This window comes from Micromonospora sp. NPDC048842 (assembly GCF_040649935.1).
Taxonomy (GTDB): domain Bacteria; phylum Actinomycetota; class Actinomycetes; order Mycobacteriales; family Micromonosporaceae; genus Micromonospora; species Micromonospora hortensis.
Genome location: NZ_JBEZGK010000004.1, coordinates 89,899 through 116,809 on the forward strand (window position 1 = coordinate 89,899; position 26,911 = coordinate 116,809).

Below are 26,911 nucleotides of genomic sequence, written 5' to 3' on the forward strand. Positions count from 1 at the left end.
CGCCCGCACCGCCGCCCCGCCGCGGCGGGCCGCGCGGGGTGGAACATGACCGAAGGCCCGCTCCTCCACTCGGGGAACGGGCCTTCGTCGTACCGGGTCGGTCGCGACGGCGACCGGGTGGGTCAGTGCTCGGCGGTACGCCGGGTGCCGCTGTAGTACTCGAACAGAAGCCCACAGGCGGAGAAGACGACGGCTAGCAGACCGGCGCCGATCAGCCAGTACTGCCAGAACACCATGCCGAGCGCGGCGATCGCGGCGGCCAGCGCCAGACCGAACGGCCAGTAGCTGCCCGGGCTGAAGAAGCCGACCTCACCAGCGCCGTCGGCGATCTCGGCGTCCGGGCGGTCCTCCGGGCGCAGGTCGATGCGGCGGGAGACGAACCAGAAGAAGCCACCGCACATCGAGCAGAGCAGGAACGACAGCAGCAGTGCGACGGTGCCGACCCACTCGATGCCGCCCGACGCACCGTTCGTCCAGGCGCCGTAGAGGATGGTGGCGCCGAAGAGGAAACCGGCGATGATCAGGAAGATACGCCACTCGGTCTTCATGCGGCTGCCTCAGCTTCCCGTGCGGGCCGGAACGTCGTCCGGGTTGAAGTTGTCCTGCGTCCGCCGCGTGTCGAACGGCTGCGTGGTCGTCGCGTACGGCTGCTCACCGATCGCGGACAGCGCATCCTGGGTCGACTTGCCGCTCTGCTTGGCCGCGAGGAACTGGTCGTACTTCTCCGGCGAGACCACCCGCAGCTCGAAGTTCATGAAGGCGTGGTAGCTGCCGCACAGTTCGGCGCAGCGCCCGACGTAGGCACCCTCGGCGTCCAGGCTCGAGACCTCGAACACGTTGCGGATCTTGCCCGGCATGACGTCCCGCTTGAAGAGCAGCTCGGGCACCCAGAACGAGTGGATGACGTCGCGGCTGGTCTCCTCGAACCGGATGGACCGGTTGGTCGGCAGCACCAGCACCGGGATGACCTCACTGGTGCCGAGCGTCGACGCGGTGGTGCGGGCTTCCGTGCCCTGGCCGTCCCGGTAGTTGAACTGCCAGTTCCACTTGAATGCGACGACCTCGACAGTGACGTCCGGGTTCTTCGACAACTTGTCGACGTCGGTCTGCACGATCGCCGTGTAGTAGAAGAGCACGGAGACGATCAGGATCGGCGCGATGGTGTAGAGGAACTCCATCGGCATGTTGTAGCGGGTCTGCACCGGCAGCGCGTTGCCACGCTTGCGGTAGCGCACGACGCACCAGAAGATCAGGCCCCACACGAAGACGCCGACCGCGAGCGCGGCGATGCAGGAGGCGATCCACAGGTCGTACATCCGCTTGGACTCCGGCGAGATGCCGCCCTGCGGCCAGCCGAAGCCGTGGAACGTCTGACCCACGTCACAGCCCGTGAGCAGAACCAGCAGCGCCACGCCACCGAGACCGAGCCCGGCCAGGCGACCAGCACCACGCCCCCGGCGTCCACCAACCCCTGGGGAAGCGCTGTGCCGTACGGCCGACGGCCGTACCTCCGAACTCCTTGCGACCACCTGGTCCTGCCTCCCTAGCGCGCCGCGGTGCGTCTTTCCTCAGCACCCGCGGCAAAGGCGTCACCGACGGTCGCAGATTACTCGACCATGACGGACTCGGCCGTGGTGGGGTCACTGTCCGACCCCCATCGGGGGGATCCTAGGCATACCGCCGCGATAGCGTCTTGGTCTGTGAGCGCGAGGAGCGAGCCGGGGTTGCGAGCCCCGCAGCCGCGAACGAAGGCAGGTCTGTGAGCGCATCCCCGGTCTACCTGGACGCGGCGACCGCCGCGCCGACGCATCCGGTCGCGCGGCAGGCTCTGCTGGCCGCCCTCGACGACGGCTGGGCCGACCCGGGCAAGCTGTACACGCAGGCCCGCCGGGCCCGGCAACTGCTCGACGCCGCACGCGAGGCCACCGCGCTGACGCTCGGCGTCCGCGCCGACGAGGTCTCCTTCACCCCCAGTGGTACGACAGCGGCCCACGGCGCTGTGCTCGGCGGCCTGGCGGGGCGGCGCCGGGTCGGGTCGACGCTGGTGCACTCTGCGATCGAGCACTCGGCGGTGCTGCACGCGGCGGAACAGCACGTCAACGCTGGCGGGACGGCCGCCGCGGTGCCGGTCGACCGGTTGGGCCGGCTGGAGCTGACCGCGTGGTCGACCGCCGTTCGGGCCCCGGGGGTCGCGCTGGCCGCGTTGATTACCGCCAGTCACGAGGTGGGGACGGTGCAGCCGGTCGCCGAGGCGGCGGCGGCCTGTGCCGACGTGGGTGTGCCGCTGTACGTGGACGCGGCGCAGTCGGTGGGCAGGGTGCCCCTACCGGCCGGCTGGTCGGTGCTCACGGCGAGCGCCCACAAGTGGGGTGGGCCACCCGGCGTGGGGGTGCTGGCGGTCCGGAAGGGCACTCGCTGGGAGTCGCCCTGGCCGGCCGACGAGCGGGAGAGCGGACGTACCCCCGGGGTGGTGAACCTGCCAGCGGTCGTGGCGGCGGCGGCGAGCCTGCGGGCGGCGGCGGCCGACGCGGCGGCCGAGGCGGGCCGGTTGGCCACCCTGGTGGACCGGATCCGGGAGCGGGTAGCGGCGGAGGTGCCCGACGTGGAGGTCGTCGGCGACCCGGTGCTCCGGCTCCCCCACCTGGTCACCTTCTCGTGCCTGTACGTCGACGGGGAGGCGCTGCTGCACGCCCTGGACCGGCGGGGCTTCGCCGTGTCGTCCGGCTCGTCCTGCACCTCGTCCACGTTGCGTCCGTCGCACGTGCTGGAGGCGATGGGGGTGCTCTCGCACGGCAACGTGCGGGTCAGCCTGCACCGGGAGACGACCGAGGCGGACGTGGAGCGGTTCCTGACCGAGCTGCCGGGGATCGTCGCCGGGCTGCGCGCCGAGGCCGGGGTGGTGGGGCTGTGACGACGCCGGACGAGGTGATCGACTGCCGGGGGCAACGCTGCCCGCTGCCGGTGATCGCGGCGGCGCGACGGATGCCCGAGGTGCCGATCGGGACTGTGGTCCGGGTGCTGGCCGACGACCCCGCGGCGGCGGTCGACATCCCCGCCTGGTGCCGGATGCGCGGCCAGGAGTTCCTAGGGTCCGTCAACGGCCCCGAAGGCCCCGCCCACGACATCCGCCGCACCCACTAACCCGGCGCCACCCCGGCCACCCCCGCGATCTTGCAGTTTCTGCGTGGACAAAGGGGTGCAGAAGCCGCAAGACGGCGACAGAAAGTGCAAGATCGCCAGGGTGGGGGCGGGGTTAAGCCGGGAGGAGGTGGGGGCGGACCTCGTCCGCTGCGGTGTCGCCGTAGGACTCGGCGAGCCGCTTGACGAACAGGTCGCGGCGAACGTCGTACTCCTGGGTGCCGACGGTCTCCAGGACCAGCGTGGCCAGCAGCGAGCCGACCTGGGCGGCGCGTTCCAGGCCGAGGCCCCAGGAGAGCGCGGTGAAGAAGCCGGCCCGGAAGCCGTCGCCGACGCCGGTCGGGTCGACCGCGCGGATCTCCCGCGCGATCGGTACGTGGATCGGGTCGATGCCGCGCCCGGCGATCTCCACACCGTGCTTGCCCAGCGTGGTGACCCGCACCTTGACCAGGTCCAGCAGTTGGTCGTCGCTGAGTTGCGCCTTGCTCTGCAACAGCGACTTCTCGTAGTCGTTTGTCATCAGGTACTCGGCGCCTTCGATCAGCGCCACCACGTCCTCGCCGGGCATCCGGGCGAGCTGCTGGGACGGGTCGGCGGCGAAGGCGTACCCGCGGGTGCGGCACTCGGCCGAGTGGCGCAGCATCGCCTCGGGGTCGTTCGCGCCGACCAGCACCAGGTCCAGACCGCCGAGCCGGTCGGCGACCGGGGCCAGCTCGATGTTGCGGGCCTCGCTCATCGCGCCGGCGTAGAACGACGCGATCTGGCACATGTCGGTGTCGGTGGTGCAAACGAAGCGGGCGGTGTGCGCCACCTCGCTGATGTGCACCGAGTCGCAGTCCACGCCGTGGCGCTCCAGCCAGGAGCGGTAGTCGGCGAAGTCGGCGCCGACCGCGCCGAGGAGCACCGGGCGCAGCCCGAGCTGACCCATCCCGAAGGAGATGTTCGCCGCCACGCCGCCGCGGCGGAGCACCAGGTCGTCCACCAGGAAGGAGAGGGACACCTTGTGCAGTTGATCGGCGATGAGCTGGTCGGCGAAGCGACCGGGGAAGCTCATCAGGTGATCGGTGGCGATCGAGCCGGTGACGGCGATCTTCATGTCAACCCTCGGGGTCGGGAGCAGGGCGCGGTCAGCCTACCGGGACGGCAACGCGATGGTCACCGCTCGGTCGGACAACGGCAACCAGCCCGCCACGGCCCCCTTCGGGACCGCTCCCAAACCGGTGCGAGACCCGACCGGTACGGCGATGGGGCCGTCCCGAAGAACGGCCCCATCGTCGCTGGTGTGTGGTGTGACTCAGTTGAACGAGTCACCGCAGGCGCAGGAGCTGCCCGCGTTGGGGTTGTCGATGGTGAAGCCCTGGGCGTCGATCCGGTCGGCGAAGTCGATCGTCGCGCCGGAAAGGTACGGGGCGCTCATCCGGTCGACGACGACCTCGACACCACCGAAGTCGGTCACGACGTCACCGTCGAGCGAACGCTCGTCGAAGAAGAGCTGGTACCGCAGGCCGGAGCAGCCGCCCGGCTGCACGGCGACGCGGAGCCGCAGGTCGTCGCGGCCCTCCTGCTCGATCAGGGCCTTGACCTTCTGCGCCGCGACGTCGGTGAGGACGACGGAAGTAGGGGCCTTGGCCTCGGTCGACTCGGTCTGCGCTGGCGTGGTCACGTGGAAGTCTCCCTGCGCGGTTTGGGTCCGGACGCACTGGCCAACGTCACGCGCCGTCCAGTGATTCCCGGTTGTGGTCCTCAGCCGATCCTACGCCGCCTTGGCCGTGCTCACCCGCGTGGCGTGACCCCCGCCGCAGGTAGGCCCTCGGTCGGGGCGGGCGCGCTGGCGGTCGGAACGCTCAGCGGCTCCACTGCCGGGCCAGCCGGGCGCCCAGCTCGCGCAACCCCTCCGCGGGCCGGCTCAGCGCCGCGTCGAGCCCGCCGCTCTGCTCGCCGCCGAAGTGCTCCACCAGGCTGTACGCGTCGGTCACCCCGGCCGAGGCGGCCTCCCGCCGGCCGGTGCTCACCTGCCCGGCCACCACCACGCAGGGAACTCCGCGGTCGCGGGCGGCGCCGGCCGCCCCGGCGACGACCTTGCCGCGCAGCGACTGGTGGTCGAACGACCCCTCACCGGTGATCACCAGATCGGCGGTGTCCAGCGCGGCGTCGAGACGGGTGGCCCGGGTGACCAGGCCGATCCCCGACTCGCAGTCGCCGCCGAGGGCGAGGAGCGCCGCGCCGATGCCACCGGCGGCCCCTCCCCCGGGCAGCGCGCCGAGCCCCGCCGGACAGCCGTTCAGGTCCCGTTCCAGCACCGCCGCGAAACGCTCCAGGGCCGCGTCGAGCAGCAACACGTCGGCGCGGTCGGCGCCCTTCTGTGGCCCGAACACGTTGCTGGCGCCGTGCAGGCCGAGCAGTGGGTTGTCCACGTCGGTGGCCGCGACCAGCCGGACCCCACGTAGCCGGGGCGCGCCGTCCAGCGCGTCGACCGCGGCGAGCGCCGCCCCGCCGTACGGCAGCGCGGCGCCACCCTGGTCGAGAGGTGTCACGCCCAGCGCGGCGAGCATTCCGGCGCCGGCGTCGTTGGTGCCGGAGCCACCCAGCCCGATCACCACGGTGCGGGCACCGCCCTCCACAGCGGCGGCCACCAACAGACCCAGCCCGTACGAGGTGGTGGTCTTCGGGTCGCGCTCGGCCGCGGAGAGCAGGTGCAGGCCACACGCCTGCGCGCTCTCCAGGTAGGCGGTCGAGCCGTCGGCGGTGAGCAGGATCTCACCGGGCGTCGGGCGCCCGAGCGGATCGACAGTCGGCACCGGCACCCGCCGGCCGCCGAGCGCCTCGGCGAGCACCTCCACGAAGCCCGGTCCGCCGTCCGCGAGGGGCCGGATCAGCAGATCGTCTCCGTCGGTGACGGTGCGCCAACCGGCGGCGACGGCGGCGGCCACCTCCGGTGCGGACAGGGTGCCGGCGAACTTGTCCGGGCAGAGCAACACGCGCATGCCGAGCAGTGTGGCAGCCCACACCGAGCGAGGCTGCGTCGCGCTCGCGCTGTGGGACCATGGGCTACGTGACTTCGACCTGGGTGGAACCCTCCAACACGGCGACGGCTCTGCTGCTGCTCGGCCGGGGCAGCGACCCCGACACCGAGCGCGGCGTCGAGTGTCCGGGCGACCTGCCGGCGCCCAGCGATCCGGATCTGGTGGCCCGCGCCACCGCCGCGAAGGCGAAGCTGGGCAGCAAGGTCTTCGTGCTGGGGCACCACTACCAGCGCGACGAGGTGATCCAGTTCGCCGACGTGACCGGCGACTCGTTCAAGCTGGCCCGGGAGGCCGCGGCCCGCCCGGACGCGGAGTACATCGTCTTCTGCGGCGTGCACTTCATGGCCGAGAGCGCCGACATCCTCACCACCGCCACCCAGCGGGTGATCCTGCCGGACCTCGCGGCGGGTTGTTCGATGGCGGACATGGCGGTGCTGGGCCAGGTCGAGGCCGCGTGGGACACGCTGGCCGAGCTGGGCATCGCCGGCGACACAGTGCCGGTGACGTACATGAACTCCTCGGCCGACATCAAGGGTTTCGTGGGCCGCAACGGCGGCGTGGTCTGCACCTCGTCGAACGCCAAGCGCGCCCTGGACTGGGCCTTCGAGCAGGGGTCGAAGGTGCTCTTCCTGCCGGATCAGCACCTGGGCCGCAACACCGCAGTGTTGGAGATGGGCCTGTCGCTGGACGACTGCGTGCTCTACGACCCGCACAAGCCCGGTGGCGGGCTCACCCCGGAGCAGCTGCGCGACGCCAAGATGATCCTGTGGCGGGGGCACTGCTCGGTGCACGGCCGGTTCACCCTGGAGAGCGTCAACGACGTACGGGAGCGGGTGCCCGGGGTCAACGTCCTGGTCCACCCGGAGTGCCGGCACGAGGTGGTCACGGCCTCCGACTACGTCGGCTCCACCGAATACATCATCAAGACGATCGAGGCGGCTCCGGCCGGCTCGGCGTGGGCGCTCGGCACCGAACTGAACCTGGTCCGCCGGCTCGCGCTGGCGCACCCGGACAAGCAGATCATGTTCCTGGACAAGGCCGTCTGCTACTGCTCGACGATGAACCGGATCGATCTGCCGCACCTGGTCTGGGCCCTGGAGGAGCTGGTCGCGGGCCGGGTCGTCAACCAGATCACGGTGGACCCCGACACCGCGCACCACGCCCGGGTCGCGCTCGATCAGATGCTCGCGTTGCCCGGCGCGGACACTCCGCCGCCGACGGTGCCCTGATCACGATCCGTAGCGCTCTTGGTACGCAAAAGTGCCGGATCACCGATTAATGCCACACACGCCGATGTGACCGAGTCCTTTTTCGTCACCGAGGGCTATGCTGCCCAAGCGACGACACACGCGGGCCGTTTCGACATGGCCGCATCCGGGGTAGCGACAACGTTCAGGCGCCCCACCATCAACACGGCAGCACCGACGCGCTGGAGGTTGCGTTGACCGACGACGTCCTGGTTGTGCACGGAGGTACTCCGCTCGAAGGGCGGATCCGCGTGCGCGGCGCGAAGAACCTGGTATCGAAGGCGATGGTCGCCGCGTTGCTCGGCGACAGCCCGAGCCGGCTGTTCGACGTGCCGAAGATCCGCGATGTCGAGGTGGTGCGGGGTCTGCTCGGCCTGCACGGCGTCAAGGTCACCGACGGCGCCGAGGACGGCGAGCTCGTCTTCGACCCGGCGAACGTGGAGAGCGCCAGCACCGACCAGATCAACGTGCACGCCGGTTCCAGCCGGATTCCGATCCTGTTCTGCGGCCCGCTGCTGCACCGGCTCGGGCACGCGTTCATCCCGGATCTGGGCGGCTGCCACATCGGCCCGCGCCCTATCGACTTCCACCTCCAGGCGCTGCGAGAGTTCGGCGCCACTGTCGAGAAGCGGCCGGAGGGTCTGCACCTGTCCGCGCCGAACGGGCTGCACGGCACCAAGTTCTCCCTGCCGTACCCGAGCGTCGGCGCCACCGAGCAGGTGCTGCTGACCGCCGTGATGGCCGAGGGCGTCACCGAGCTGCGCAACGCCGCGGTGGAGCCGGAGATCATCGACCTGATCTGCATCCTGCAGAAGATGGGCGCGATCATCAAGGTCCACACCGACCGGGTGATCGAGATCCAGGGCGTGCCCAAGCTGCACGGCTACACCCACCGGCCGATCCCGGACCGGATCGAGGCGGCGAGCTGGGCGGCCGCCGCCCTGGCGACCCGTGGTCACGTCGAGGTGCTGGGCGCGCAGCAGGCCGACATGATGACCTTCCTGAACATCTTCCGCTCGGTCGGCGGCGAGTACGAGGTCACCGACGCCCGCGCGCCGAAGCTGGGCGACCCCGGCCAGGAGGGCGGCATCCGCTTCTGGCACCCGGGTGGCGAGCTGAACGCGGTGGCGCTGGAGACCGACGTGCACCCCGGTTTCATGACCGACTGGCAGCAGCCGCTGGTCGTGGCGCTGACCCAGGCCCGCGGCCTGTCGATCGTCCACGAGACGGTCTACGAGCAGCGGCTGGGCTACACCGAGGCCCTCAACTCGATGGGCGCCAACATCCAGGTCTACCGGGACTGCCTCGGTGGCACCCCGTGCCGCTTCGGCCGGCGTAACTTCAAGCACTCCGCGGTGATCGCCGGGCCGAGCAAGCTGCACGCCGCCGACCTGGTCATCCCGGACCTGCGGGCCGGGTTCAGCCACCTGATCGCGGCGCTCGCGGCCGAGGGCACCTCCCGGGTGTACGGCGTGGACCTGATCAACCGGGGCTACGAGGACTTCGAGGCGAAGCTCGCCGACCTGGGCGCGCACGCCGAGCGTCCGTAACCTCGCTCACCCATCGTTCGGATACGACGGCTCCAGGTCGCGCTGCGACCTGGAGCCGTCGCCGCTGTACCGCGATGTGCACCGGGCGCGGACCGTTGGCTACCCTTGCCGCGTGCCGTCGCTCTTTCGCCGCAAGTCCACCGACCTCGTCGACGAGGCCGTCACCTCGGTGACCCCCGAGGAGACCGCTGAGCGTTCCCGGGGTTACACCCCGGCCAAGGGTCGGGAGACGCCCAAGCGGCCGACCGTCGGCCGTCGCCCGGCCGGTCCCACGCGTCCCCTCACCAAGGAGGAGGAGCGGGAGCGTCGCCGTCAACTGCGCGCCGAGGCGGCGTCGGAGTTCCGCCGCGAGGGTGGCCCCCGCGACCGTGGCCCGGAGCGGCTGCTGGCCCGCAACGTTGTCGACTCCCGGCGTACCGTCGGCACCTGGTTCTTCGGCGGCGCGCTGATCGTGCTGGTCGGGTCGAACGCGGCCATGCCGCCGGTGGTCCGACTGATCTCCAACGTGCTCTGGGGCGCGCTGGCGCTGGGTGTGGTGGTCGACTCGGTGCTGATCTGCCGCAAGATCAGCAAGTTGGTCCGGGAACGTTTCCCGAAGACCGACCAGCGGATGGGCTCGCTCTTCCTCTACGCGGTCATGCGGTCGATCACCTTCCGACGCATGCGCGCTCCCGCGCCCCAGGTCAAGCTGGGCGACAAGGTCTGACCCCCGGCTCCACTCCCGCAGTTCCAGATCCGCGCGACATCGCCAAAACTGCTGCCTCAGACACCTCTGAGGCAGCAGTTTTGCCGTAACTGCGCGGATCTTGTCGTGCGTTCATCATGCTGAACGGGTCGTTGTTCGACAGACCGAACATTTGACCAATGGAGCGAAGGCATGCCTTCGGAACCGGCTGCCCCCCTGGCCACCATCGCCGCCGCCCTGCGCCGGGAGCGGGAACGGGTCGGCATCTCGCTGACCGAGCTGGCCCGCAGAGCGGGGGTGGCCAAGTCCACCCTCTCCCAACTGGAGTCGGGCACCGGAAACCCGAGTGTGGAGACGGTCTGGGCGCTGGGCGTCGCACTCGGTGTGCCGTTCAGCCGGCTGGTGGAGCCCGTCGACGACGGCGTACGGGTCATCCGGGCCGGGGACGGGCCGCGCGTCCGCTCCGAGCGGGCCGACTTCAGCGGAACGCTGCTCAGCGCCGGCGCTGCGCACCTGCGCCGGGACATCTACCTGATCAGGCTGGAACCGGGCGCGGTCCGAGCCGGGCACGGACACACCCCGCGCAGCATCGAGCACGTGGTGGTCGCTGCCGGCCGACTGCGGGTGGGACCCGAGGCGGCACCTGTCGAACTCGAACCCGGCGACTACGCCACGTTTCCCGGCGACGCCCCGCACCGTTACGAGGCGCTCGCTCCCGGTACGTTCGCCGTCCTCATCATGGAGCACCCCTGAACGAGGACGGCGATCCCGCCGCAGCCGGGTGGTCTTCGTGTGCGGTATGGTCGGAGGCCAGATTCGCTTATAGGACCAAATGTCCGAAACCAATGGGATAACGTTTGCGCCGGTGGGCGGCACCACAGTGGCGGTGAGCGAGCCCACGCCGTTACCCTCCATCCGCAGCCACGGCCTGCCGGAGCAGCGATCTGACCGGCACGTGCGGCCCCAGCGCGACAATTTGCAACGAGGTGACAACGCGTGAGCGAGCGGACGCGAGCCGGCCACCGGGGCGTGGCAGGCGGCGACCGGACGCCCATTGGTCACCCGACGGCGGCTGCGGACACCTCAACCCCGCCGAGAATCGGCCCAGCGGCCGGGTGTGGCGACGGGCTCGACGGATGAACGGCCGCTACACCGACCGGTGGTCAGACCCGAACGAACCGTCCTGGGTGGTCGAGCCGACCACCGAGTGGCACCCCCAGTTCCCCGGCCAGCGTTACGCCGGCGACATCGGCATGCCGCACCAGCCGCCACCGCGCGGCCGCGCGACGGTGTCCGGTCGCGCCGAAGTGCCGCCGCTGGCGCCCACCCGCCCGGACGGCACCTACCTCGGCCGGTCCTGGTCCGACGAACCACCAGCGGAACAGACACCACACGGCCGCTCCTGGGTGGACGACGAGCCTGGCGAGGCATCGGCCTACAGCCGACTCCGCAGCGACGAACTCTCGACGGACACCTCCGCCTACGGCCGGCCCGACAACGCCGACTCCCGCCACTACGACCACGAGCCGTACCGTCGTCCGCTGCCCGAGCCACCCCGCCGCGACGACCGCCGCTCGCCCGAGTCGGACCGACGTACCGCCTGGTCCGACCGACGCCCCGCCGACGAGCGGGGGCCCGCGCGGGAAGCCGCCTGGCACCAGGACCAGCCCACCCCCGAGCGGTACGACAGCCGCCGTCCCCGGCAGGAGCCCACCGAGCGGGACCGGGGTTACCGAGGCTCTCCGCCGGTCTCCCCCGCGCCCCGGCCCGAACCCGGCTGGGTGCCCGAGCCGGACGACACACCACGTCGGCGCGGCACACCGCAACGACCGGCCGCTGGTTACGAACGGCACACCGGCGACGGGTACGGCGTCCGACCCACCCGCGACCACGACGGCCGCGTCGCCGACGCGGTCGACCCGTGGGCACCCGTTGACGGCCGCACGCGATACCGCGCCGACGGGTACCCGGACCGGGCCGCCGACGACCCGCGCCGCCCGGAGCCGCGCTACCGCCCGGACGAGGGGATCGGCGCAGCGCCCTCACCCAACGGTGGACGACGGCGTCGCCCCGATCCGGACCTCCCCGACCAGCCCCGCCTCGACGACGACCGGCGGCGGCCCGACACCGACCCACACCGGCAGCAGCCCCGTGAGGCGGCCGCCCGCGCCGAGGCGTACCCGGACCGGCGACCCCGCGAGCAGGCCCGCCCGGACACCTACCGCGACAACGGGTACCGCGAGGACGCGCCCCGTGAGGATGCGTACCGCGAGCCCCGGCCACAGCCGGGCCAACGCTCGGACGGCAGTCTGCCCTGGCCAGCACCGGGTCCGGTGCGCCAGGACCGCACCAGGGAGCCCGGCCACCGCACCGACCCGCACCGCACCACGGACCCGCACCGCAGCCCCGAGCCGGGCATCGCGTCGCGGCCGGCCGCGCGGCCCGAGCGGCCGGCGGCCACGCCGTCCCGGCCTGACGAGCGCCCGGCGGCCACTCCGGCACGCTACGACGAGCGACAGGTACGCCCGGCCGCGACGGCGCCGCCGGCCTCCGGCCGTGCCATGCCGGTCTCCCCGGAACGACCGGTGTCGCCGGCACCCGTCTCCCCCGCTTGGGACCGACCGGTATCGGCCGCCCCGGCCTCCCCGCAACGACCGGTGTCGCCAGCGCCCGACTCCCCCGCCAGCCGCGGCTGGGACCGACCGGTATCGGCCGCCCCGGCCTCCCCGCAACGACCGGTGTCGCCAGCGCCCGTCTCCCCCGCTTGGGACCGACCGGTATCGGCCGCCCCCGTCTCCCCCGCCGCGCCCGGTCGAGACCGACCGGTGTCGGCCGTTCCGGTGTCCCCCACCTCCGACCGGCCCGTCTCGGGGCCACCCGCCGCGCGCCTGCGGCTGGAGTACCTGCCCGCGCCGGTGGACCCGCCCGGCGCCGACGAGCGCTCGGATGCCCGTCCAGCATCGGAACGCCGGCCACTGGCCGAACCGCCACCGGCATCCGGCGCGCGTCCCGCCCCGCCGCCGCGTTACCCCGGCCCGGACAGCAGGGACCGTCCGGTTGACCAGCGGCGCGGCGAGGAGCCGGGCCCGGACCGCCGTCGGGTCGGCGACCCGTTGGCAGGCACCCCACCGACCGACCGCCGCCCGGTCTCCCCGGACCGCTCGCCCCCGGCGGAGCGGCCGCACCCCGCCGATCGACCGGCCGCGCCGGAGCGACCGGCCGCGCAGCAGCGCCCGTACTCGCCGGAGCGGCTATCTCCGACGGCGGACGCGCGCCCGTCGGTGGCCCCGCCACCCACCTGGCAGGCACCGCCGCCGCTGGCGACCCGCCCCGACCCGGCCCCGGCCGACCAGACGCCCGCGGTTCCGACTCCGGCGGCCTCGCAGCCACCGGCACCGGTGCTCCCACCGGCCCCCGGTACGCCGCGCCGCTACGTGCCCCCGCCGCCCTCGGAAGAGCCGGTGGCGCCCGTTCACGAGCCGGACGACGTCCCGGGCACCCGCGGGCCGGAGGCGTGGTTCAGCCCCGCTCAGCCCGCCGAATCCGACCAGGCCGAGCCGGCGACGGACCAGCGGTCGTTCGACCCGGTCGACGACGAGTCGACGGCCGGCGACCCCGACCTCTCCGCGACACCGGACGCGCAGACGTCGACGTCTGCGGCCGACACCCACACCGACGTGGCCGACGAGCACGCCAGTGGGTCGACACCAGAGGACGCATTCGAGCCGGTTTCCGCGCCACCCGCTCACCCCGTCTCCGGTGCCCCTCGGCTCTGGGCGGACGACCTGAACGACGATCCGCAGCCCACTTTCGACATGGAAGCGCTGGACGGCGACCAGCCCGTCTCCGGCGCACCTGTCGTCGCGATGCCCCACCAGCGGACCGAAGCCGAGGGTGAGGCCGGCCAGCAGCCCCTCACCGCTTCGCCCAGCGAGGACACCGATCCGGTCGAGCACGAACTCGCGCCACCCGACGAGCCGGCGGACGCGATAGACGATCCGAACACGGGCCCGACGCAGGGCTCGCGAATCGACGAGTGGCGGGGCGACGCGGCACTGCACGCCACGGCTGCGGACGACGCGAGCCCGCCGGTCTCCGCACCGCCCGCCTCGGTCACGCCGGTTTCCGCTCCTCCGGCACCGCCGGTATCGGCCCCGCCCGCGGCACCCGTCTCCTCGCCGCCAGCGTCCGCGACAGCCCCTGCCTCCGCGCCGCCAGCGTCCGCCGCGGCACCGGTCTCCGCGCCACCCCTCCCCACCGCGGCGCCCGTCTCCGCGCCGCCAGCGCCGACCCCAGCCCCCGTCTCCGCGCCGCCAGCGCCGACCGCCGCCCCGGTGTCCGCACCACCCGCCTCAGCGCAGCCGTACTCCGCAGCACCCGTCTCCGCGCCACCCGCGGCGGCACAGCCGTCCTCCGCAGCACCGTCCTCCGCACCGCCAGCACCAGCACCAGCACCCGTCTCCGCGCCGCCGGCCTCGACACCACCGCCCACCGCAGCGCCCGTCTCCGGGCCACCAGCGTCGGTAGTGCCGACCTCCGGGCCACCAGTGTCGGTAGTACCGACCTCCGGGCCACCAGCGTCGGTAGTACCGACCTCCGGGCCACCAGCGTCGGTAGTACCGACCTCCGGGCCACCAGCCTCGGCCGTACCCGGCCCGAGGAGCGGCTCGGACGGGGAGAACGAGCCGGTGTCCGCGCCACCCGACGACGCGCCGCCGGTGGTGACCCGCCCGTCGCTGGCCGACCCGGGCGACCCGGAGCAGGTGCTGGCCGCGTACCGGTGGCGGTTGGACCCGATCACCCTGCGCGAGGAGTTGACGGAGCCGGACGACCTGCGGGCCATCCGGCGGCGGCTGACCGAGAAGTTGGGCTCGGCGGTCGACAACCGGGCCCGGGCACGGCTGCTCAGCCTGCGGGCGGTGGCCTCGCGGATTCTCGGCGACCTGGACGACGCGCTGGCCGACGGTCGGCTCGCCCTCACCTACGCCGAGGCCACCGGCGAGTTGCGCCGGACCGCGCTGGCCCAGGCCCGGCTGGCCCACGTGCTGCGCTGGCGCGGCGACTTCGCCGAGGCCGACCAACTCTTCGCCCAGGCCAACTCGGTCGAGTTGCCCGACCGGCTGCGGGCCGCGCTGCACGAGCACTCCGGGCGGTCGTGTTACGACCAGGGACGGCTCATGGAGGCCTGCGAGCATTTCGAGAAGGCGCTCGACCTGCGCGGCGCGGGCGACGCCGAACTGCTGGACCGGGTCCGGGTGGCCCTCGACGCGGTCACCGTCCGGGCCGAGGCGGATGGCTTCGGGGCGTACCCCCGGGGTCGGGACGAGGTGCTCGACCGGGACCGACCCCCGTTGCCGGACCGGGACGGGTCGCTGTGGGGTTACACCAGCCAGGACGGCGACGTTGTCGTCCCCGCCCGGTACGCCGAGGCGCAGCCCTTCCACGACGGGTTGGCCTGGGTCCGCCGGCCGGACACGGACCGCTGGTCGCTGATCAACCTGCTCGGTACGACGGTGATCCCGCCGTCCTTCCGGGCCGCGCAGCCGTTCAGCGACGGCCTGGCCTGGGTGGTCGGCGAGGCTGGTTGGACGGCGATCGACGCGACCGGGGCGGTGCAGGTCGCGCCCAACTTCGCCGAGGTACGACCGTTCCGGCGTGGGCTGGCCGCGGTGCGGCGCGAGGGATGGGGGGCTGTCGACCGGACCGGTCGGGTCATCGTGCCCACCCGCTACCACGGCTTCGTCACCGAGTTGGCCGACGGCCAGCAGATCGACGGTTTCACCGACGAGGGGCTCGCCGTTGTCGACGTGGCGGGTCGGCGGGGCGTGGTGGACCGCACCGGCACGGTGCTGGTCCCGCCGGCGCACCCGATGCTGGTCATCCACCCGGTGGCGTTCCTGGTCGAGAGCGACAACGGGCGGTGGGGCGCGCTGGACCGGCGCGGCGTGCCGCTCATCGATCCGGTGTACCGCGATCGCACCGAGGTGCTGGAGGAGATCGACCGGCTACTCACCGACGCCAACCCGGTGCTCTGAGTCGCCGGTCGTCAGTGTTGATCCACTGGAGCTAGGGTCGGTACATGGAATTCCGACACCTGGGCCGTTCCGGCCTGATGGTCAGCGAGATCTCGTACGGCAACTGGATCACCCACGGGTCGCAGGTCGAGGAGGACGCCGCGTTCGCCTGCGTCCGGGCCGCGCTCGACGCGGGGATCACGACCTTCGACACCGCCGACGTGTACGCCGGCACCCGAGCAGAGGACGTGCTCGGCCGGGCGCTGGAGAACGAGCGCCGGGAGGGCCTGGAGATCTTTACCAAGGTCTACTGGCCGACCGGGCCGGGCCGCAACGACCGTGGCCTGTCCCGCAAGCACATCATGGAGTCGATCAACGGCTCGCTGCGCCGGCTGCGTACCGACTACGTGGACCTCTACCAGGCCCACCGGTACGACTACAGCACGCCGCTGGAGGAGACGATGGAGGCGTTCGCCGACGTCGTCCACTCCGGCAAGGCGCACTACATCGGGGTCTCCGAGTGGACTGCCGAGCAGCTGCGCGCCGCGCACCCGCTCGCCCGGGAGCTGCACATCCCGCTGGTCTCCAACCAACCTCAGTACTCGATGCTCTGGCGGGTCATCGAATCCGAGGTGGTGCCGGCCAGTGAGGAGCTGGGCATCGGGCAGATCGTCTGGTCGCCGATGGCGCAGGGTGTGCTCTCCGGCAAGTACCTGCCGGGCCAGCCGCCGCCGGCCGGTTCCCGCGCCACCGACGAGAAGTCCGGCGCGGGCTTCATCTCCCGGTTCATGAACGACGACGTGCTCACCCGGGTGCAGCAGCTCAAGCCAATCGCCGAGCAGGCCGGGCTGAGCATGGCCCAGCTCGCCGTGGCGTGGGTCCTGCAGAACCCGAACGTCTCGTCGGCGATCATCGGCGCGTCCCGCCCCGAGCAGGTGCACGACAACGTGAAGGCGGCCGGGGTGAAGCTCGACGCCGACCTGCTCAAGGCGATCGACGACATCGTCGGGCCGGTCACCGAGCGGGACCCGGCGAAGACCGAGTCCCCCGCGCAGCGTCCCTGACGCCGTTCCGGCCGGCCGGCGCGAGGGTTTCGCGCCGGCCGGCCGGGTCAGGTCAGCTCCGCCCGGTCGTCGGCCAGGTCAGCTCCGCCCGGTCGTCGGCCAGGTCAGCTCCGCCCGGTAGACGGTCACCGCCAGAAGCGGATCAGCTCCAGGCCGGTGGCGTAGAGCCACGACGGCAGACCGAGCAGGTCACCGACCGCGAAGACCGCGTCGAAGAACCAGCCGCCGATGCGCGGGTTCCACAGCAGCGCGAAGAGCAGGATGAAGCCGTACGGCGCGAACAGGTCGTACATCTTGCGCCACTGCGGGTTGAGCCACGGCTGGATCATGTTGCCGCCGTCCAGGCCGGGCACCGGCAGCAGGTTCAGGAAGCTCGCGGTGAGCTGCAGGAAGGCGAGCAGCGCCACCCCCGCCCAGAACTCCACCGGGCCACCCGACTCGATGCCGATCCGCAGTGCCGCCACCAGCACCAGCGTGAACAGCACGTTTGTCGCCGGGCCGGCGAGGCTGACCAGGGTGTGCCGCAGTCGGCCCGGGATGGCGTGCCGGTCCACCCAGACCGCGCCGCCGGGCAGACCGATGCCGCCGAGCAGCACCACCACCACCGGCAGCACTATCGACAGCAGCGGGTGGGTGTACTTCAACGGGTTGAGCGTCAGGTAGCCACGGTGGGCGATGTCCCGGTCGCCGGCCCGGTAGGCGACCACCGCGTGGGCGTACTCGTGCAGGCAGAGCGACACCAGCCAACCGGACACCACGAAGAGGAACACGTTGAACCGGACGCTGCCGTACCCGTTCCAGGTCAGCACCCCGCTGACCGCGAAGAGCGCGACCAGGCCGAGGAAGACCGGGCTGGGCCGGAACGCCGCCTTGGGCACGCCGAGGACCAGCCCGTCACCGCCCGGGCGGTCGTAGGCCATCACTCGGCCGTGGGCAGCAGGCTCATCCGGTAATCCACCCGGTCGTCCTCGACGAGCGCGACCGAGGTGACGCCGGACGCCGCGAGCTCCCGCCAGGTCTGACCGATCCAGGATTCGGCGTCGGCCTGGCTGCCGAACGACTCCGCCGGCCCCTCGACCGTCTTGCCGTCCGTGCCCTCGTACCGCCAGCTCCACGCCATGCCGCGTCTCCCCTCGCCGCTGAAGTCCCCGTGGGACGAACCCTCGCCAGCGTAGTCGGCCCGGCGCGCAACGGCCGCTCGCTCGCCCGGCGGGGGCCCACGGGGTGGATCAATCCAATCGACGCCGGCCGGTACGGTGGCTCGGTGCTGACACGGGGAGTGCTGCTCGGGGACCGATACCGGCTGGGCGAGCGGGTGGCGACGGGTGGGATGGGCGCGGTCTGGCGCGGCACTGACGTGCTGCTGGAACGCGAGGTCGCCGTCAAGGTTCTGCTGCCGTCGCTGGTCGCCGATCCGGAGTTCACCGCCCGCTTCCGGGCCGAGGCGCGGATGCTGGCCGCGCTGCGGCACCCCGGCGTGGTCCCGGTGCACGACGTCGGGCAGGCCGCGCTCGACGACGGCAGCCAGGTCGACTACCTGGTGATGGAGTACGTCGAGGGCCAGCCGCTGTCCGCCCGGGTACGCGCGGCGGGGCGGCTTGATCCGGCCACCACGATGTCGGTGCTGGCCCAGGCCGCCGACGCGCTGCACACCGCCCACCTCGCCGGCATCGTGCACCGGGACGTGAAGCCGGGCAACCTGCTGGTCAAGGACGACGGCACTGTGGTGCTCGTCGACTTCGGCATCGCCCGGTCCCGCGCCATGGCGGGGCTCACCGCCGCGAACATGGTGCTCGGCACCGCCTCGTACATGTCTCCCGAGCAGGCCACCGGGCAGCCGGTCTCGGCCGCCACGGACATCTACGCGCTCGGCGCGGTGGCGTACTTCTGCCTTGCCGGGCAGCCGCCCTTCCACGGTGACAACCCCCTCGCGGTGGCGCTGCGGCACGCCCAGGAGGACCCGGCGGCGCTGCCGGCGGACACCCCACCGGCGGTTGCCGCAGTGGTGAGCCGCGCGCTGGCCAAGCGTCCGGAGGACCGGTTCGCCAGCGCCGCCGAGTTGGCCGCTGCCGCCGCCGATGCCCGCGACGCGACACTGGCGAGCATTCCGGTCTCGGCCCGCCCACCGTGGGCGCTGGCCGCCCCCACCCCGGGGACGCCCGCGGCCGTTCCGGTCACACCGGCCGCCACACCCCCCGCCCCGCTGGCCGCCACACCCCCCGTGCCGCCGGCCGCACCGCCGCTCTCGGCCGGACCGACGCCGGTCGGGCAGCCCGCGCCGGTCGGGGCTGCCGCCGTGCGCACGCCGGCCGGCTTCGCGGCCTCGCCGGTGAGCGGGCCGGGGTCGATCCGGGAGGACGTGTTGCGGACGGGGTCGTCCGGCCGACGCCGGCAACTGCTGGTCGGGGTTGGCGCTGTCGCTCTCGTGGCACTGATCGCGGTGGCCGTGGCGGCCCTACGACCCGACGGGGAGCCGGGTGGGGCGAACCACCCACCCGCACTGGCCGGCGAGTCGGCGGCGGCCCCGGACGGCGGCGCGCTCGACGACGGAGGTGCGAGCACCTCGGGACCCTCACCGAGCGGCGCGCCGGGCACCAGCCGCACCGCGTCCGCCGCACCGACCGCCTCCGGCGGACAGACCGACGCGCCAACCAACGCGCCGGACCCGCGCACCACGACGCCGGGCGGTACGCCGACCGGTACGACAAGCAGCCGACCGACGCCCACCCGCACCCCGTCGAGCCGGCCCAACCCGTACACGGCGGCGCAGGCGTGCGGCAGCGGCTACCAGGTGATCGACTCGGCGACGCTGACCGGCGGGGACGGGCAGCGCAAGGGCCGAGTCTTCCTGCTGTACCACTCGGGCACCGGCACCAACTGCGTGGTCACCCTCAAGGACACCGCGGTCGGCGCGAAGTCGGCCGCCTCGGCGTACCTGGAGGTGCAGGGGCGGACACGCAGCACCGACAGCGGGTCCTTCGACTACTACGCCGGACCGGTGCGGGCCACCGCCGCCGGGACGTGCGTCAAGTGGGGCGGCTCCACCGGCGGGGTCAGTTACGGCAGCGGGTTCGAACACTGCGACTGAACGACGGGCCGGCAGGCACCACAACCGTGGGCGGCCTTAAGGTACGGGCATGTCCGTAGACGGGTGGAACACGGTCCTGGTGCTCGGCGGTATCCGGTCCGGCAAGTCCGAGTTCGCCGAGTCCCTGGTCACCGACGCGCCGGTGGTCCGCTACGTCGCCACCGCGCCCGAGGGCGACCCGGAGGACACCGAGTGGGCGACCCGGCTGGCGGCGCACCGCGCCCGACGGCCGGGCAGCTGGACCACCGAGGAGACCACCGAGGACCCGCGCCGGCTGGCCGACGTGTTGGAGTCCGCCGAGCCCAACGAGATGCTGCTCGTCGACGACCTGGGCGGGTGGGTGACGGTGCTGCTCGACCCGGACCACCAGCCCGCCGACGACGTGGCCACCATCGCCGAACTGGCCGAGGCGATCCGCGGCTGTGCCGCCCGGGTGGTGCTGGTGAGCCCCGAGGTGGGGCTGTCGCTGGTGCCGACCACCCCGCTGGGCCGGGCGTTCACCGACGCGCTCGGCGCGGCCAACCGCGCGGTCGCCGACGCCTGCGACGCTGTCGTACTGGTCGTCGCCGGTCAGCCGGTCTGGCTCAAGTCGGTCGCCGCCGCGACTGAACAGTCCGTTCCCGCCCCCGTGACCGCGCCGACGGCCGCCGCCGCACCGACCTTGGCGAGCCTGGCCGACAGTGAGCCCACCCCCGAGGTGCAGCTGCCCGACGTGCTGACCCACACGCCTCCGGCCACCCCGACCGCGGAGCCGGGCAACCCGTGGGCCGCGCCGACGATGGCGCTGCCGATGGTGTCCACCGGGCTGGTCATCCAGCCCGGCATGGAGCTGCCGATGCCCGACGAGTACGCCGGGCCGCAGGCGATCGACCGGCTGGCCACGCTGGACGTACCGGGCGCCGGGCTGGGCGTGCTGGACCGGGTGGTGGGCTTCGCCGCCGCCACCCAGGGCACCTCGACCCCTGCCGCCTGGGGCTCGGTGCGGGTGCTGCTGCTGCACGGCGACCACGCCGGCGGGGCGGCGGCCGGCACCGTCGCCGGTGAATCGGCGCGCCGCGCCGCGCAGGCCCGCGCCGGCCAGGGCGCGTTGGCACGGCTGGCCGCTGAGAGCGGCGCGAGTCTCCAGGTGGTGGACACTCCGGCCTCCGCGCCGATCGAAGACCAGCCGGCCCTCGCGCCGGAGCAGGTGGAGTCCGCGCTGCGCTACGGCTGGCGGTTGGCCGAGCAGGCCGCCGACGCCGGCGTACAGCTGCTGGTGCTCGGCGCGTGCGGCGCCGGCACCGAGGCGGCGGCCGCGGCGGTGCTCGCGGCGACAGCGGGCGCGGAGCCGCCGGCCGTGTTGGGCCGGGTGATCACCGACTCCGGCGAGATCGACGACGCGGCGTGGATGATCCGCTGCGCGGCGGTACGCGACGCGCTGCACCGCACCCGGCGCTCGTCGCGCGGCGCCAAGGACATCCTGGCCGAGCTGGGCGGCGGCGACGTGGCGGTGGCCACCGGCGTGCTGCTCGGCGCCACCGCCCGCCGGGTGCCGGTGCTGCTCGACGGGCCGGTCGGGTTGGCCGCCGGCATGGTGAGCCGCGACCTGGCCGGGCAGGCCCGGCACTGGTGCCTGCTGGCCGACCACGGCGGGCACCCGGCCGTCCGGCTCGCCGCCGACGTGCTGGGCCTCACCCCGCTGCTCGACCTGCGGATGGATCTCGGTGAGGGCGCGAACGCGCTTGTCGCGCTGCCGCTGCTGCGCTCGGTGCTGGCGCTGTCCGCCGCGCTGCCGGTGCACCCGTCGCTGGCCGGCACCGACGACACCGACCCGGCCGTCGACGAGCCGGAGTCCACCGACCCGAGCTACGCCGACCCGAGCTACGCCGACCCGGATCTCACCGAGCCCGACTCGACCGAGCCCGACTTCGCCGAGCCGGAGCCGGCCGGGCCGGGCCCGGCCAGCACCGGGGCGGACGAGCAGCCGGCGTCGGGCTGGCGTGCCGGCTGAGCCACGGCTGCTCGCGGGGGCCCGGCTGGCGGTCACCACGTTCACCACGCTGCCGGTGCGGGCCGGGCGCATCGACCGCCCGGTCGCCGGCACGGCGATGGCCCTCGCCCCGGTGGTGGGCGCGCTACTCGGCGCAGTGCTGGCCGGTGTGCTGCTGCTGGCCGGGGCGCTCGCCCCACCGTTGGTGGCGGCCGGTGTGACAGTCGGCGTCGCCGCGCTGCTCAGCCGGGGGCTGCACCTGGACGGGCTGGCCGACACCGTGGACGCGCTCGGCTCGTACCGACGGGGCGCCGCCGCCCTGGAGATCATGAAGAAGCCGGACGTCGGCCCGTTCGGGGTGGTCGCCCTAGTGGTCGTACTCCTGGTGCAGGCCGCGGCGCTCGCCGACCTCGCCGGTCGGTCCTGGCCGGCATGCCTCGCGGCTGTGGTCGCGGCGACCGCGGCCGGGCGGCTCGGCGTCACTGTGGCCTGCCGGCGGGGCGTGCCGGCGGCCCGGCCCGACGGGCTGGGCGCGCTGGTCGCCGGCACGGTCGGCCCGGTGGCGGTGGCCGCCGGCGCGGTCGCCGTCGTGCTGCTGGCGGTGCCCGCGGTGCCGGGCCGTCCGTGGCAGGGGCCGCTGGCCGTCGTCGCCGCGATCGCCGTCGCGCTAGGGCTGCTCAACCACGTGGTACGCCGCCTGGGCGGGATCACCGGCGACGTCCTCGGCGCGACAGTCGAGGTGGTCACCACGCTGGTCTACCTGGGTCTGGTGCTGTCCGGCTGAACCGGGCCCGGCGGGCCGGGTAGCGTTCGGCTCGACAACACCGGCGCGGCCACCGGGGGATCCCACAATGCTCATCACGGACGACTTCCTGCCCGTACCGGTGCCGGAGTCGCTCAGCGCGACCTACCTGGTGCCGATGGCGGGGCTACCGAAGGTCAGTGCGAAGACAGCGGTGGCGGCCCTGACCGGCCGGCTGGCCGAGCCCGTGCACGGGCTGGCCCGGCAGATGCTCGACAGCCCGCTGATGAGCGTCGACACCCGACCGATCGCCGAGTTCCCCGAGCTGCCACCGGACCTGCTCACCGCGTTCGGTGCCACGAAGGAGCAGCTGGACCGGCTGGCGGCGGCGACGCACCTGGTGGTCGTACAGGCCGAGTACCGGCCCGGTTGGCCACCCGCGCACGAGTGGGCCGCCCGGGCGGTAGCGGCCGCCGTGGCGGAATCCGTGGACAGCGACGTGGTGGACGTCTTCGGCCTCCAGTTCCTCGACCCGGCGACAGCGCTGCGCTCCCTCCCCGACGAGCAGGGCCGCATCCGGCTGGTCGACTGGGTGCTGGTGCCGTACTCCTCGGACAACGAGGGCCTGTGGTTCACCACCAAGGGGCTGCGCCGCTTCGGTCTGCTGGAGTTGCAGACCCAGGGGGTGCCCGACCACCTCACCCGCGCCTGGGGTGCGGTGATGACCGGAGCGGCCCGTCGACTGCTGCGCGACTGGACCGACGGGCTCACCGGCGAGGAGGTGCCGGCGTTCGTGCAGCTCCCGGTGCTGGCCACTGTCACCGGGCACGACATCGCTGTGGCGTACGGCAACCCGGAGCAGCACGGTGCCACCGCCCCGGTGCTGCTCCGCCTCGAACTGGACCCGGCGACCGACCCGGAGGCCGACTCGTTCCTCAGCCTGCGCCCGCCGGCCGGGCACCCCGGCCCGGACGGGCGCTACTACGCCGCCGCCTGCGCGACACTGTTCTCCGGGATCCAGCCGGACGTGCGCTACGCCCGCTCCGGCGACGCGATGAGCCGCGCGGTCGCCACCGCCCGAGCCGCGCTGGATGACGCGCGGGCCCGCTTCGTCGCCGGCCAACTTCCCACCGAGTCGCAACTGGTGGTGAAGTACGGCCTGCCCGGAGACGACGGCCCGGAGTACGTATGGGCGGGCGTCACCTCGTGGGAGACCCCGGAACGCATCGTCGGCGTGAGCGCCAGCGACGCCAACACCGACCAGAGCGTGCGCATCGGCGCCCCAGTGGTAGTGGAGGCGACCGAGGTAGTCGACTGGGCCGTCCTGGACGCGACAGGCGTCATAGAGGGCGGCTGGACCCAAGCAGTCCTGGACTCAGGCGAACCCCCAACCCCGAACCCCAGTTGATCAAGAGGTTTGCGTCAGGATCTCGTCCGAACTTGACGCAAACCTCTTGATCACCGGGGCAAGGCGGTGGGGTTACTTCACTGAGGGGGTTACGAAGGGGGGCTTCGTCAGCTTCAGGGGGGCTCGGCGGCCTCGGATGTCGACCTCGACCTCGTCGCCGTCCGCGAGGTTGGCGTTGGTGTTCAGCAGGGCCAGCGCTATGCCCTGTTTGCGGGTTGGGGAGAAGGTGCCGCTTGTCACCTCACCCACCTGGGTGTCGCCCACGTGCAGGGTCATGCCGGGCCGCGGGATGGCCCGGTCGACGGCCACCAGACCGCGCAGCGTACGCCGGGGGCCGGCGGCCTTCTCCGCGAGCAGCGCGTCGCGGCCCCAGAAGGTCGGCTTGTCCCAGCCGACCGCCCAGCCGGAGCGGGCCTGCACCGGGCTGATGTCCAGGGAGAGGTCCTGCCCGTGCAGCGGGTAACCCATCTCGGTCCGCAGAGTGTCCCGCGCGGCCAGCCCGCAGGCGCGCAGCTCGAACGCCGCGCCGGCGGCGAAGAGCGCATCCCACACGGCGACCGCGTGCTCCGCCGGCACCACCAGCTCGTAGCCCAGCTCACCCGTGTAGCCGGTACGGCAGACGGTCAGTTCCACCCCGGCCAGGCTCGCGGCGGAGAAGCTCATGTAGCCGTGTTCGGTGGGCAGGTCCAGGGCGGCCAGCAACTCGGCCGAGCGGGGGCCCTGCACGGCCAGCACCGCGTACGCCTCATGCTCGTCGGTGACCGTCACCTGCGCGGGAGCGGCGGCGCGCAACCGGCGCACCACCTCGGCGGTGTTCGCCGCGTTCGGGATGAGGAAGACGTGGTCGTCGGCGTACAGGTAGGCGATGATGTCGTCCACCACACCGCCGGTGGCGTCGTCGCAGCAGAGCGTGTACTGCGCCCGGCCCGGGCCGATCCGGCCCAGGTCGTTGCTGAGGCAGGAGTTGACGAAGTCGGCCGCGCCGGGGCCGCTCACCCGGGCCTTGCCCAGGTGTGACACGTCGAAGACCCCGACCGCCGTACGCACAGCTGTGTGCTCCTTGAGCACTCCGCCGCCGGCGTACTCCAGGGGCATCTCCCAGCCCCCGAAGGGGGCGAACTTGGCTCCGGCGGCGGTGTGCCGCTCGTGCAGCGGGGAACGACGCAGCCGGGTCGCGGCGGCGTCGGAGGTCACGTCGGTCATGGGTGGCAACTTACCGGGGGCAACGTCGCTGGTTAGCATCGGCGGGAGCCCGCTGGCGCTGTCGGCGGGACAGCCATGACGTCCGGCGGGTAGGTTCCGCCGGAGACCTTCACCGCTGGTACGCGACGCCGCGACCGGCCCGGCCCGCCCGGAGTAGCTTCAGTGACTTCACCCCGCACCACCAACCTGAGCCTGGTCGACACCGACCCGGCCGAGCTCGCCGTCGACGCGATCGTGATCGGCGTGCACAGCCAGACCGGAGAGCAGGGCGCCACCAGCGGCCTCGCCGGCACCCTGCTGCTCGCCAGCGGCGCGGAGAGCATCGCGGCCGCGTTCGACGGCAAGCTGACCGAGACCCTCGCGCTGCTCGGCGCGACCGGCGGGCCGGGTGAGGTCATCAAGCTGGCCACGCTGGGCACCGTGACCGCCCCGCTGGTCACCGCGGTCGGGCTCGGCCCGGAGCCGTCGGGTGCCGCCCCGGCCCCGGAGACGCTGCGTCGGGCCGCCGGTGCGGCGATCCGGGCCCTGGCGGGCGCACCCCGTGTCGCGCTGGCGCTGCCGCTGCCGGACGACGCGGACGCGTCGGCCGAGCTGCGCGCGGTCGCCGAGGGCGCGCTGCTGGGTGGGTACCGGTTCGCCGGTTACAAGACCCGGCCCCAGCCGACCCGGCGCGAGCCGGTGGCCGAGGTGCTCATCGCGGTGCCGGACGCCGGCGACGCGGGCGCCCAGGCGGAGGTCGCCCGGGCGCAGGCGGTGGCAGGCGCGGTCCGGCTCAGCCGGGACTGGGTGAACACCGCTCCGAACGAGCTGCGTCCGCCGTCGTTCGCCGATGCGGTCGCCAGCGCGGCGCGCGAGGCGGGCCTCGGCGTCGAGGTGCTCGACGAGGCGGCGCTGGCCGCCGGCGGGTACGGCGGCATCGTCGCGGTCGGGCAGGGCTCGGAGGCTCCCCCGCGGCTGGTGAAGCTGACCTACACCCCGCAGGACGGCGGCAACGGCAAGCGGGTCGCGCTGGTCGGCAAGGGCATCACCTTCGACACCGGCGGCATCTCGATCAAGCCGGCGCAGGGCATGTGGGAGATGAAGTCCGACATGGCGGGCGCCGCCGCGGTGGGCGCGGCCATGTTGGCGATCGCCGCGCTGAAGCCGACGGTGGCGGTCAGCGCGTACCTGCCGATGGCGGAGAACATGCCGTCGGGCACCAGCTACCGGCCGGGTGACGTGATCACCATGTTCAACGGCAAGCGGGTCGAGGTGCTCAACACCGACGCCGAGGGCCGGATGATCCTGGGCGACGCCATCGCCCGCGCCTGCGCGGACGGCACCGACTACCTGTTCGAGACCTCCACCCTGACCGGTGGCCAGGTCATCGCGCTGGGCAAGCGGATGGCCGGCGTGATGGGCACCCCGCAGCTGTGCGACCGGGTGAAGGTGGTCGGCGACGCCGTCGGCGAGCCGGCCTGGCCGATGCCGCTGCCCGACGACGTCCGTAAGGGCATGGAGTCGGATGTGGCGGACATCTCGCAGGTCAACGCCGGGATGGACCGGGCCGGTCACATGCTGCAGGGCGGCGTGTTCCTGCGCGAGTTCGTGACCGACGACGTGGCCTGGGCGCACATCGACATCGCCGGGCCGGGCTACCACTCGGGCGAGCCGACCGGCTACTGGACCAAGGGCGGCACCGGCGTTCCGGTCCGCACGCTGGTGCAGCTCGTCGAGGATGTCGCCGCCAACGGCTGACGGAAAACGCGAAAGGGGCCCCCTGCTCAAGGGGGCCCCTTTA

Annotated in this window: 21 protein-coding genes; 13 read left to right on the top strand and 8 right to left on the bottom strand. The window is 73.1% G+C overall.

Features of this window, described 5'->3' with window-relative positions; all coding sequences use genetic code 11:
- Nucleotides 1–122: 122 nt before the first annotated feature.
- Both AB0C19_RS07515 and coxB read right to left on the bottom strand, forming a co-directional pair.
- Entirely contained in the window at nucleotides 123–548 is a 426-nt protein-coding gene (locus AB0C19_RS07515; RefSeq protein ID WP_091407506.1) for a cytochrome c oxidase subunit 4, read from the bottom strand.
- Nucleotides 549–557: 9 nt separating this feature from the next.
- Entirely contained in the window at nucleotides 558–1,529 is a 972-nt protein-coding gene (gene coxB, locus AB0C19_RS07520) for a cytochrome c oxidase subunit II (protein WP_266304854.1), read from the bottom strand.
- A 230-nt stretch (nucleotides 1,530–1,759) separates the two neighbouring features.
- Here coxB and AB0C19_RS07525 point away from each other — a divergent pair, with 230 nt between their 5' ends.
- Together AB0C19_RS07525 and AB0C19_RS07530 are read left to right on the top strand one after the other, a co-directional pair.
- Nucleotides 1,760–2,911 (top strand): aminotransferase class V-fold PLP-dependent enzyme, encoded by a 1,152-nt coding sequence (locus tag AB0C19_RS07525; protein WP_357180929.1) that lies wholly within the window; start codon nucleotides 1,760–1,762, stop codon nucleotides 2,909–2,911.
- Entirely contained in the window at nucleotides 2,908–3,141 is a 234-nt protein-coding gene (locus tag AB0C19_RS07530) for a sulfurtransferase TusA family protein (protein WP_357180932.1), read from the top strand. The genes AB0C19_RS07525 and AB0C19_RS07530 overlap by 4 nt, the downstream gene beginning before the upstream one ends.
- A gap of 112 nt (nucleotides 3,142–3,253) precedes the next feature.
- Here the strand turns inward: AB0C19_RS07530 and AB0C19_RS07535 are convergent, their stop codons facing one another.
- The 3 genes from AB0C19_RS07535 to AB0C19_RS07545 all read right to left on the bottom strand — a co-directional run bounded on the left by AB0C19_RS07535 (nucleotide 3,254) and on the right by AB0C19_RS07545 (nucleotide 6,122).
- On the bottom strand, nucleotides 3,254–4,234 hold the full coding sequence (locus AB0C19_RS07535) for a carbohydrate kinase family protein (RefSeq protein WP_357180935.1): 981 nt from the start codon (nucleotides 4,232–4,234) through the stop codon (nucleotides 3,254–3,256).
- 198 nt (nucleotides 4,235–4,432) lie between these two features.
- A complete protein-coding gene (gene erpA / locus AB0C19_RS07540) occupies nucleotides 4,433–4,801 on the bottom strand; it encodes an iron-sulfur cluster insertion protein ErpA (protein WP_091407494.1) in 369 nt (122 codons plus the stop codon).
- 181 nt (nucleotides 4,802–4,982) lie between these two features.
- Entirely contained in the window at nucleotides 4,983–6,122 is a 1,140-nt protein-coding gene (locus AB0C19_RS07545) for a glycerate kinase (protein WP_357181615.1), read from the bottom strand.
- Between the two features lie 68 nt (nucleotides 6,123–6,190).
- Here AB0C19_RS07545 and nadA point away from each other — a divergent pair, with 68 nt between their 5' ends.
- The 6 genes from nadA (at nucleotide 6,191) to AB0C19_RS07575 (ending at nucleotide 16,721) form a co-directional block, all read left to right on the top strand.
- Nucleotides 6,191–7,390 (top strand): quinolinate synthase NadA, encoded by a 1,200-nt coding sequence (nadA, locus tag AB0C19_RS07550; RefSeq protein ID WP_357180939.1) that lies wholly within the window; start codon nucleotides 6,191–6,193, stop codon nucleotides 7,388–7,390.
- A gap of 212 nt (nucleotides 7,391–7,602) precedes the next feature.
- Nucleotides 7,603–8,958: a UDP-N-acetylglucosamine 1-carboxyvinyltransferase gene (gene murA / locus AB0C19_RS07555; RefSeq protein WP_357180942.1), complete on the top strand. Its 1,356-nt coding sequence runs from the start codon at nucleotides 7,603–7,605 to the stop codon at nucleotides 8,956–8,958.
- Between the two features lie 112 nt (nucleotides 8,959–9,070).
- A complete protein-coding gene (locus AB0C19_RS07560; RefSeq protein WP_355007751.1) occupies nucleotides 9,071–9,664 on the top strand; it encodes a DUF3043 domain-containing protein in 594 nt (197 codons plus the stop codon).
- A gap of 171 nt (nucleotides 9,665–9,835) precedes the next feature.
- Entirely contained in the window at nucleotides 9,836–10,396 is a 561-nt protein-coding gene (locus AB0C19_RS07565; RefSeq protein ID WP_357180946.1) for an XRE family transcriptional regulator, read from the top strand.
- Nucleotides 10,397–10,779: 383 nt separating this feature from the next.
- Nucleotides 10,780–15,678: a WG repeat-containing protein gene (locus AB0C19_RS07570; protein WP_357180949.1), complete on the top strand. Its 4,899-nt coding sequence runs from the start codon at nucleotides 10,780–10,782 to the stop codon at nucleotides 15,676–15,678.
- A gap of 44 nt (nucleotides 15,679–15,722) precedes the next feature.
- Nucleotides 15,723–16,721, top strand: coding sequence for an aldo/keto reductase family protein (locus AB0C19_RS07575; protein ID WP_196918984.1), 999 nt, complete (start codon nucleotides 15,723–15,725; stop codon nucleotides 16,719–16,721).
- 125 nt (nucleotides 16,722–16,846) lie between these two features.
- Here the strand turns inward: AB0C19_RS07575 and AB0C19_RS07580 are convergent, their stop codons facing one another.
- Nucleotides 16,847–17,641 (bottom strand): site-2 protease family protein, encoded by a 795-nt coding sequence (locus AB0C19_RS07580; RefSeq protein ID WP_357180954.1) that lies wholly within the window; start codon nucleotides 17,639–17,641, stop codon nucleotides 16,847–16,849.
- A complete protein-coding gene (locus tag AB0C19_RS07585) occupies nucleotides 17,641–17,841 on the bottom strand; it encodes a hypothetical protein (RefSeq protein ID WP_357180957.1) in 201 nt (66 codons plus the stop codon). Before AB0C19_RS07585 ends, AB0C19_RS07580 begins: the two co-directional genes overlap by 1 nt.
- Before the next feature lie 144 nt (nucleotides 17,842–17,985).
- On the opposite strand from AB0C19_RS07585, the gene AB0C19_RS07590 reads away from it, so the two are divergent.
- The 4 genes from AB0C19_RS07590 to AB0C19_RS07605 all read left to right on the top strand — a co-directional run bounded on the left by AB0C19_RS07590 (nucleotide 17,986) and on the right by AB0C19_RS07605 (nucleotide 23,928).
- Complete coding sequence (locus AB0C19_RS07590) at nucleotides 17,986–19,809, top strand: protein kinase (RefSeq protein ID WP_357180960.1); 1,824 nt, start codon at nucleotides 17,986–17,988, stop codon at nucleotides 19,807–19,809.
- Between the two features lie 49 nt (nucleotides 19,810–19,858).
- Complete coding sequence (locus AB0C19_RS07595) at nucleotides 19,859–21,799, top strand: bifunctional adenosylcobinamide kinase/adenosylcobinamide-phosphate guanylyltransferase (protein WP_357180963.1); 1,941 nt, start codon at nucleotides 19,859–19,861, stop codon at nucleotides 21,797–21,799.
- Nucleotides 21,789–22,562: an adenosylcobinamide-GDP ribazoletransferase gene (locus tag AB0C19_RS07600; RefSeq protein WP_357180966.1), complete on the top strand. Its 774-nt coding sequence runs from the start codon at nucleotides 21,789–21,791 to the stop codon at nucleotides 22,560–22,562. The genes AB0C19_RS07595 and AB0C19_RS07600 overlap by 11 nt, the downstream gene beginning before the upstream one ends.
- 67 nt (nucleotides 22,563–22,629) lie before the next feature.
- Entirely contained in the window at nucleotides 22,630–23,928 is a 1,299-nt protein-coding gene (locus AB0C19_RS07605; RefSeq protein WP_357180969.1) for a DUF2314 domain-containing protein, read from the top strand.
- Between the two features lie 72 nt (nucleotides 23,929–24,000).
- On the opposite strand, the gene gcvT is transcribed toward AB0C19_RS07605, so the two are convergent.
- Nucleotides 24,001–25,131, bottom strand: a complete 1,131-nt coding sequence (gene gcvT / locus AB0C19_RS07610) for a glycine cleavage system aminomethyltransferase GcvT (protein ID WP_357180973.1) — start codon at nucleotides 25,129–25,131, stop codon at nucleotides 24,001–24,003.
- Between the two features lie 162 nt (nucleotides 25,132–25,293).
- On the opposite strand from gcvT, the gene AB0C19_RS07615 reads away from it, so the two are divergent.
- Nucleotides 25,294–26,868 carry a leucyl aminopeptidase gene (locus tag AB0C19_RS07615; protein WP_266304845.1) on the top strand — a complete coding sequence of 525 codons (1,575 nt, stop codon included), beginning with the start codon at nucleotides 25,294–25,296 and terminating at the stop codon, nucleotides 26,866–26,868.
- Nucleotides 26,869–26,911 lie beyond the last annotated feature (43 nt).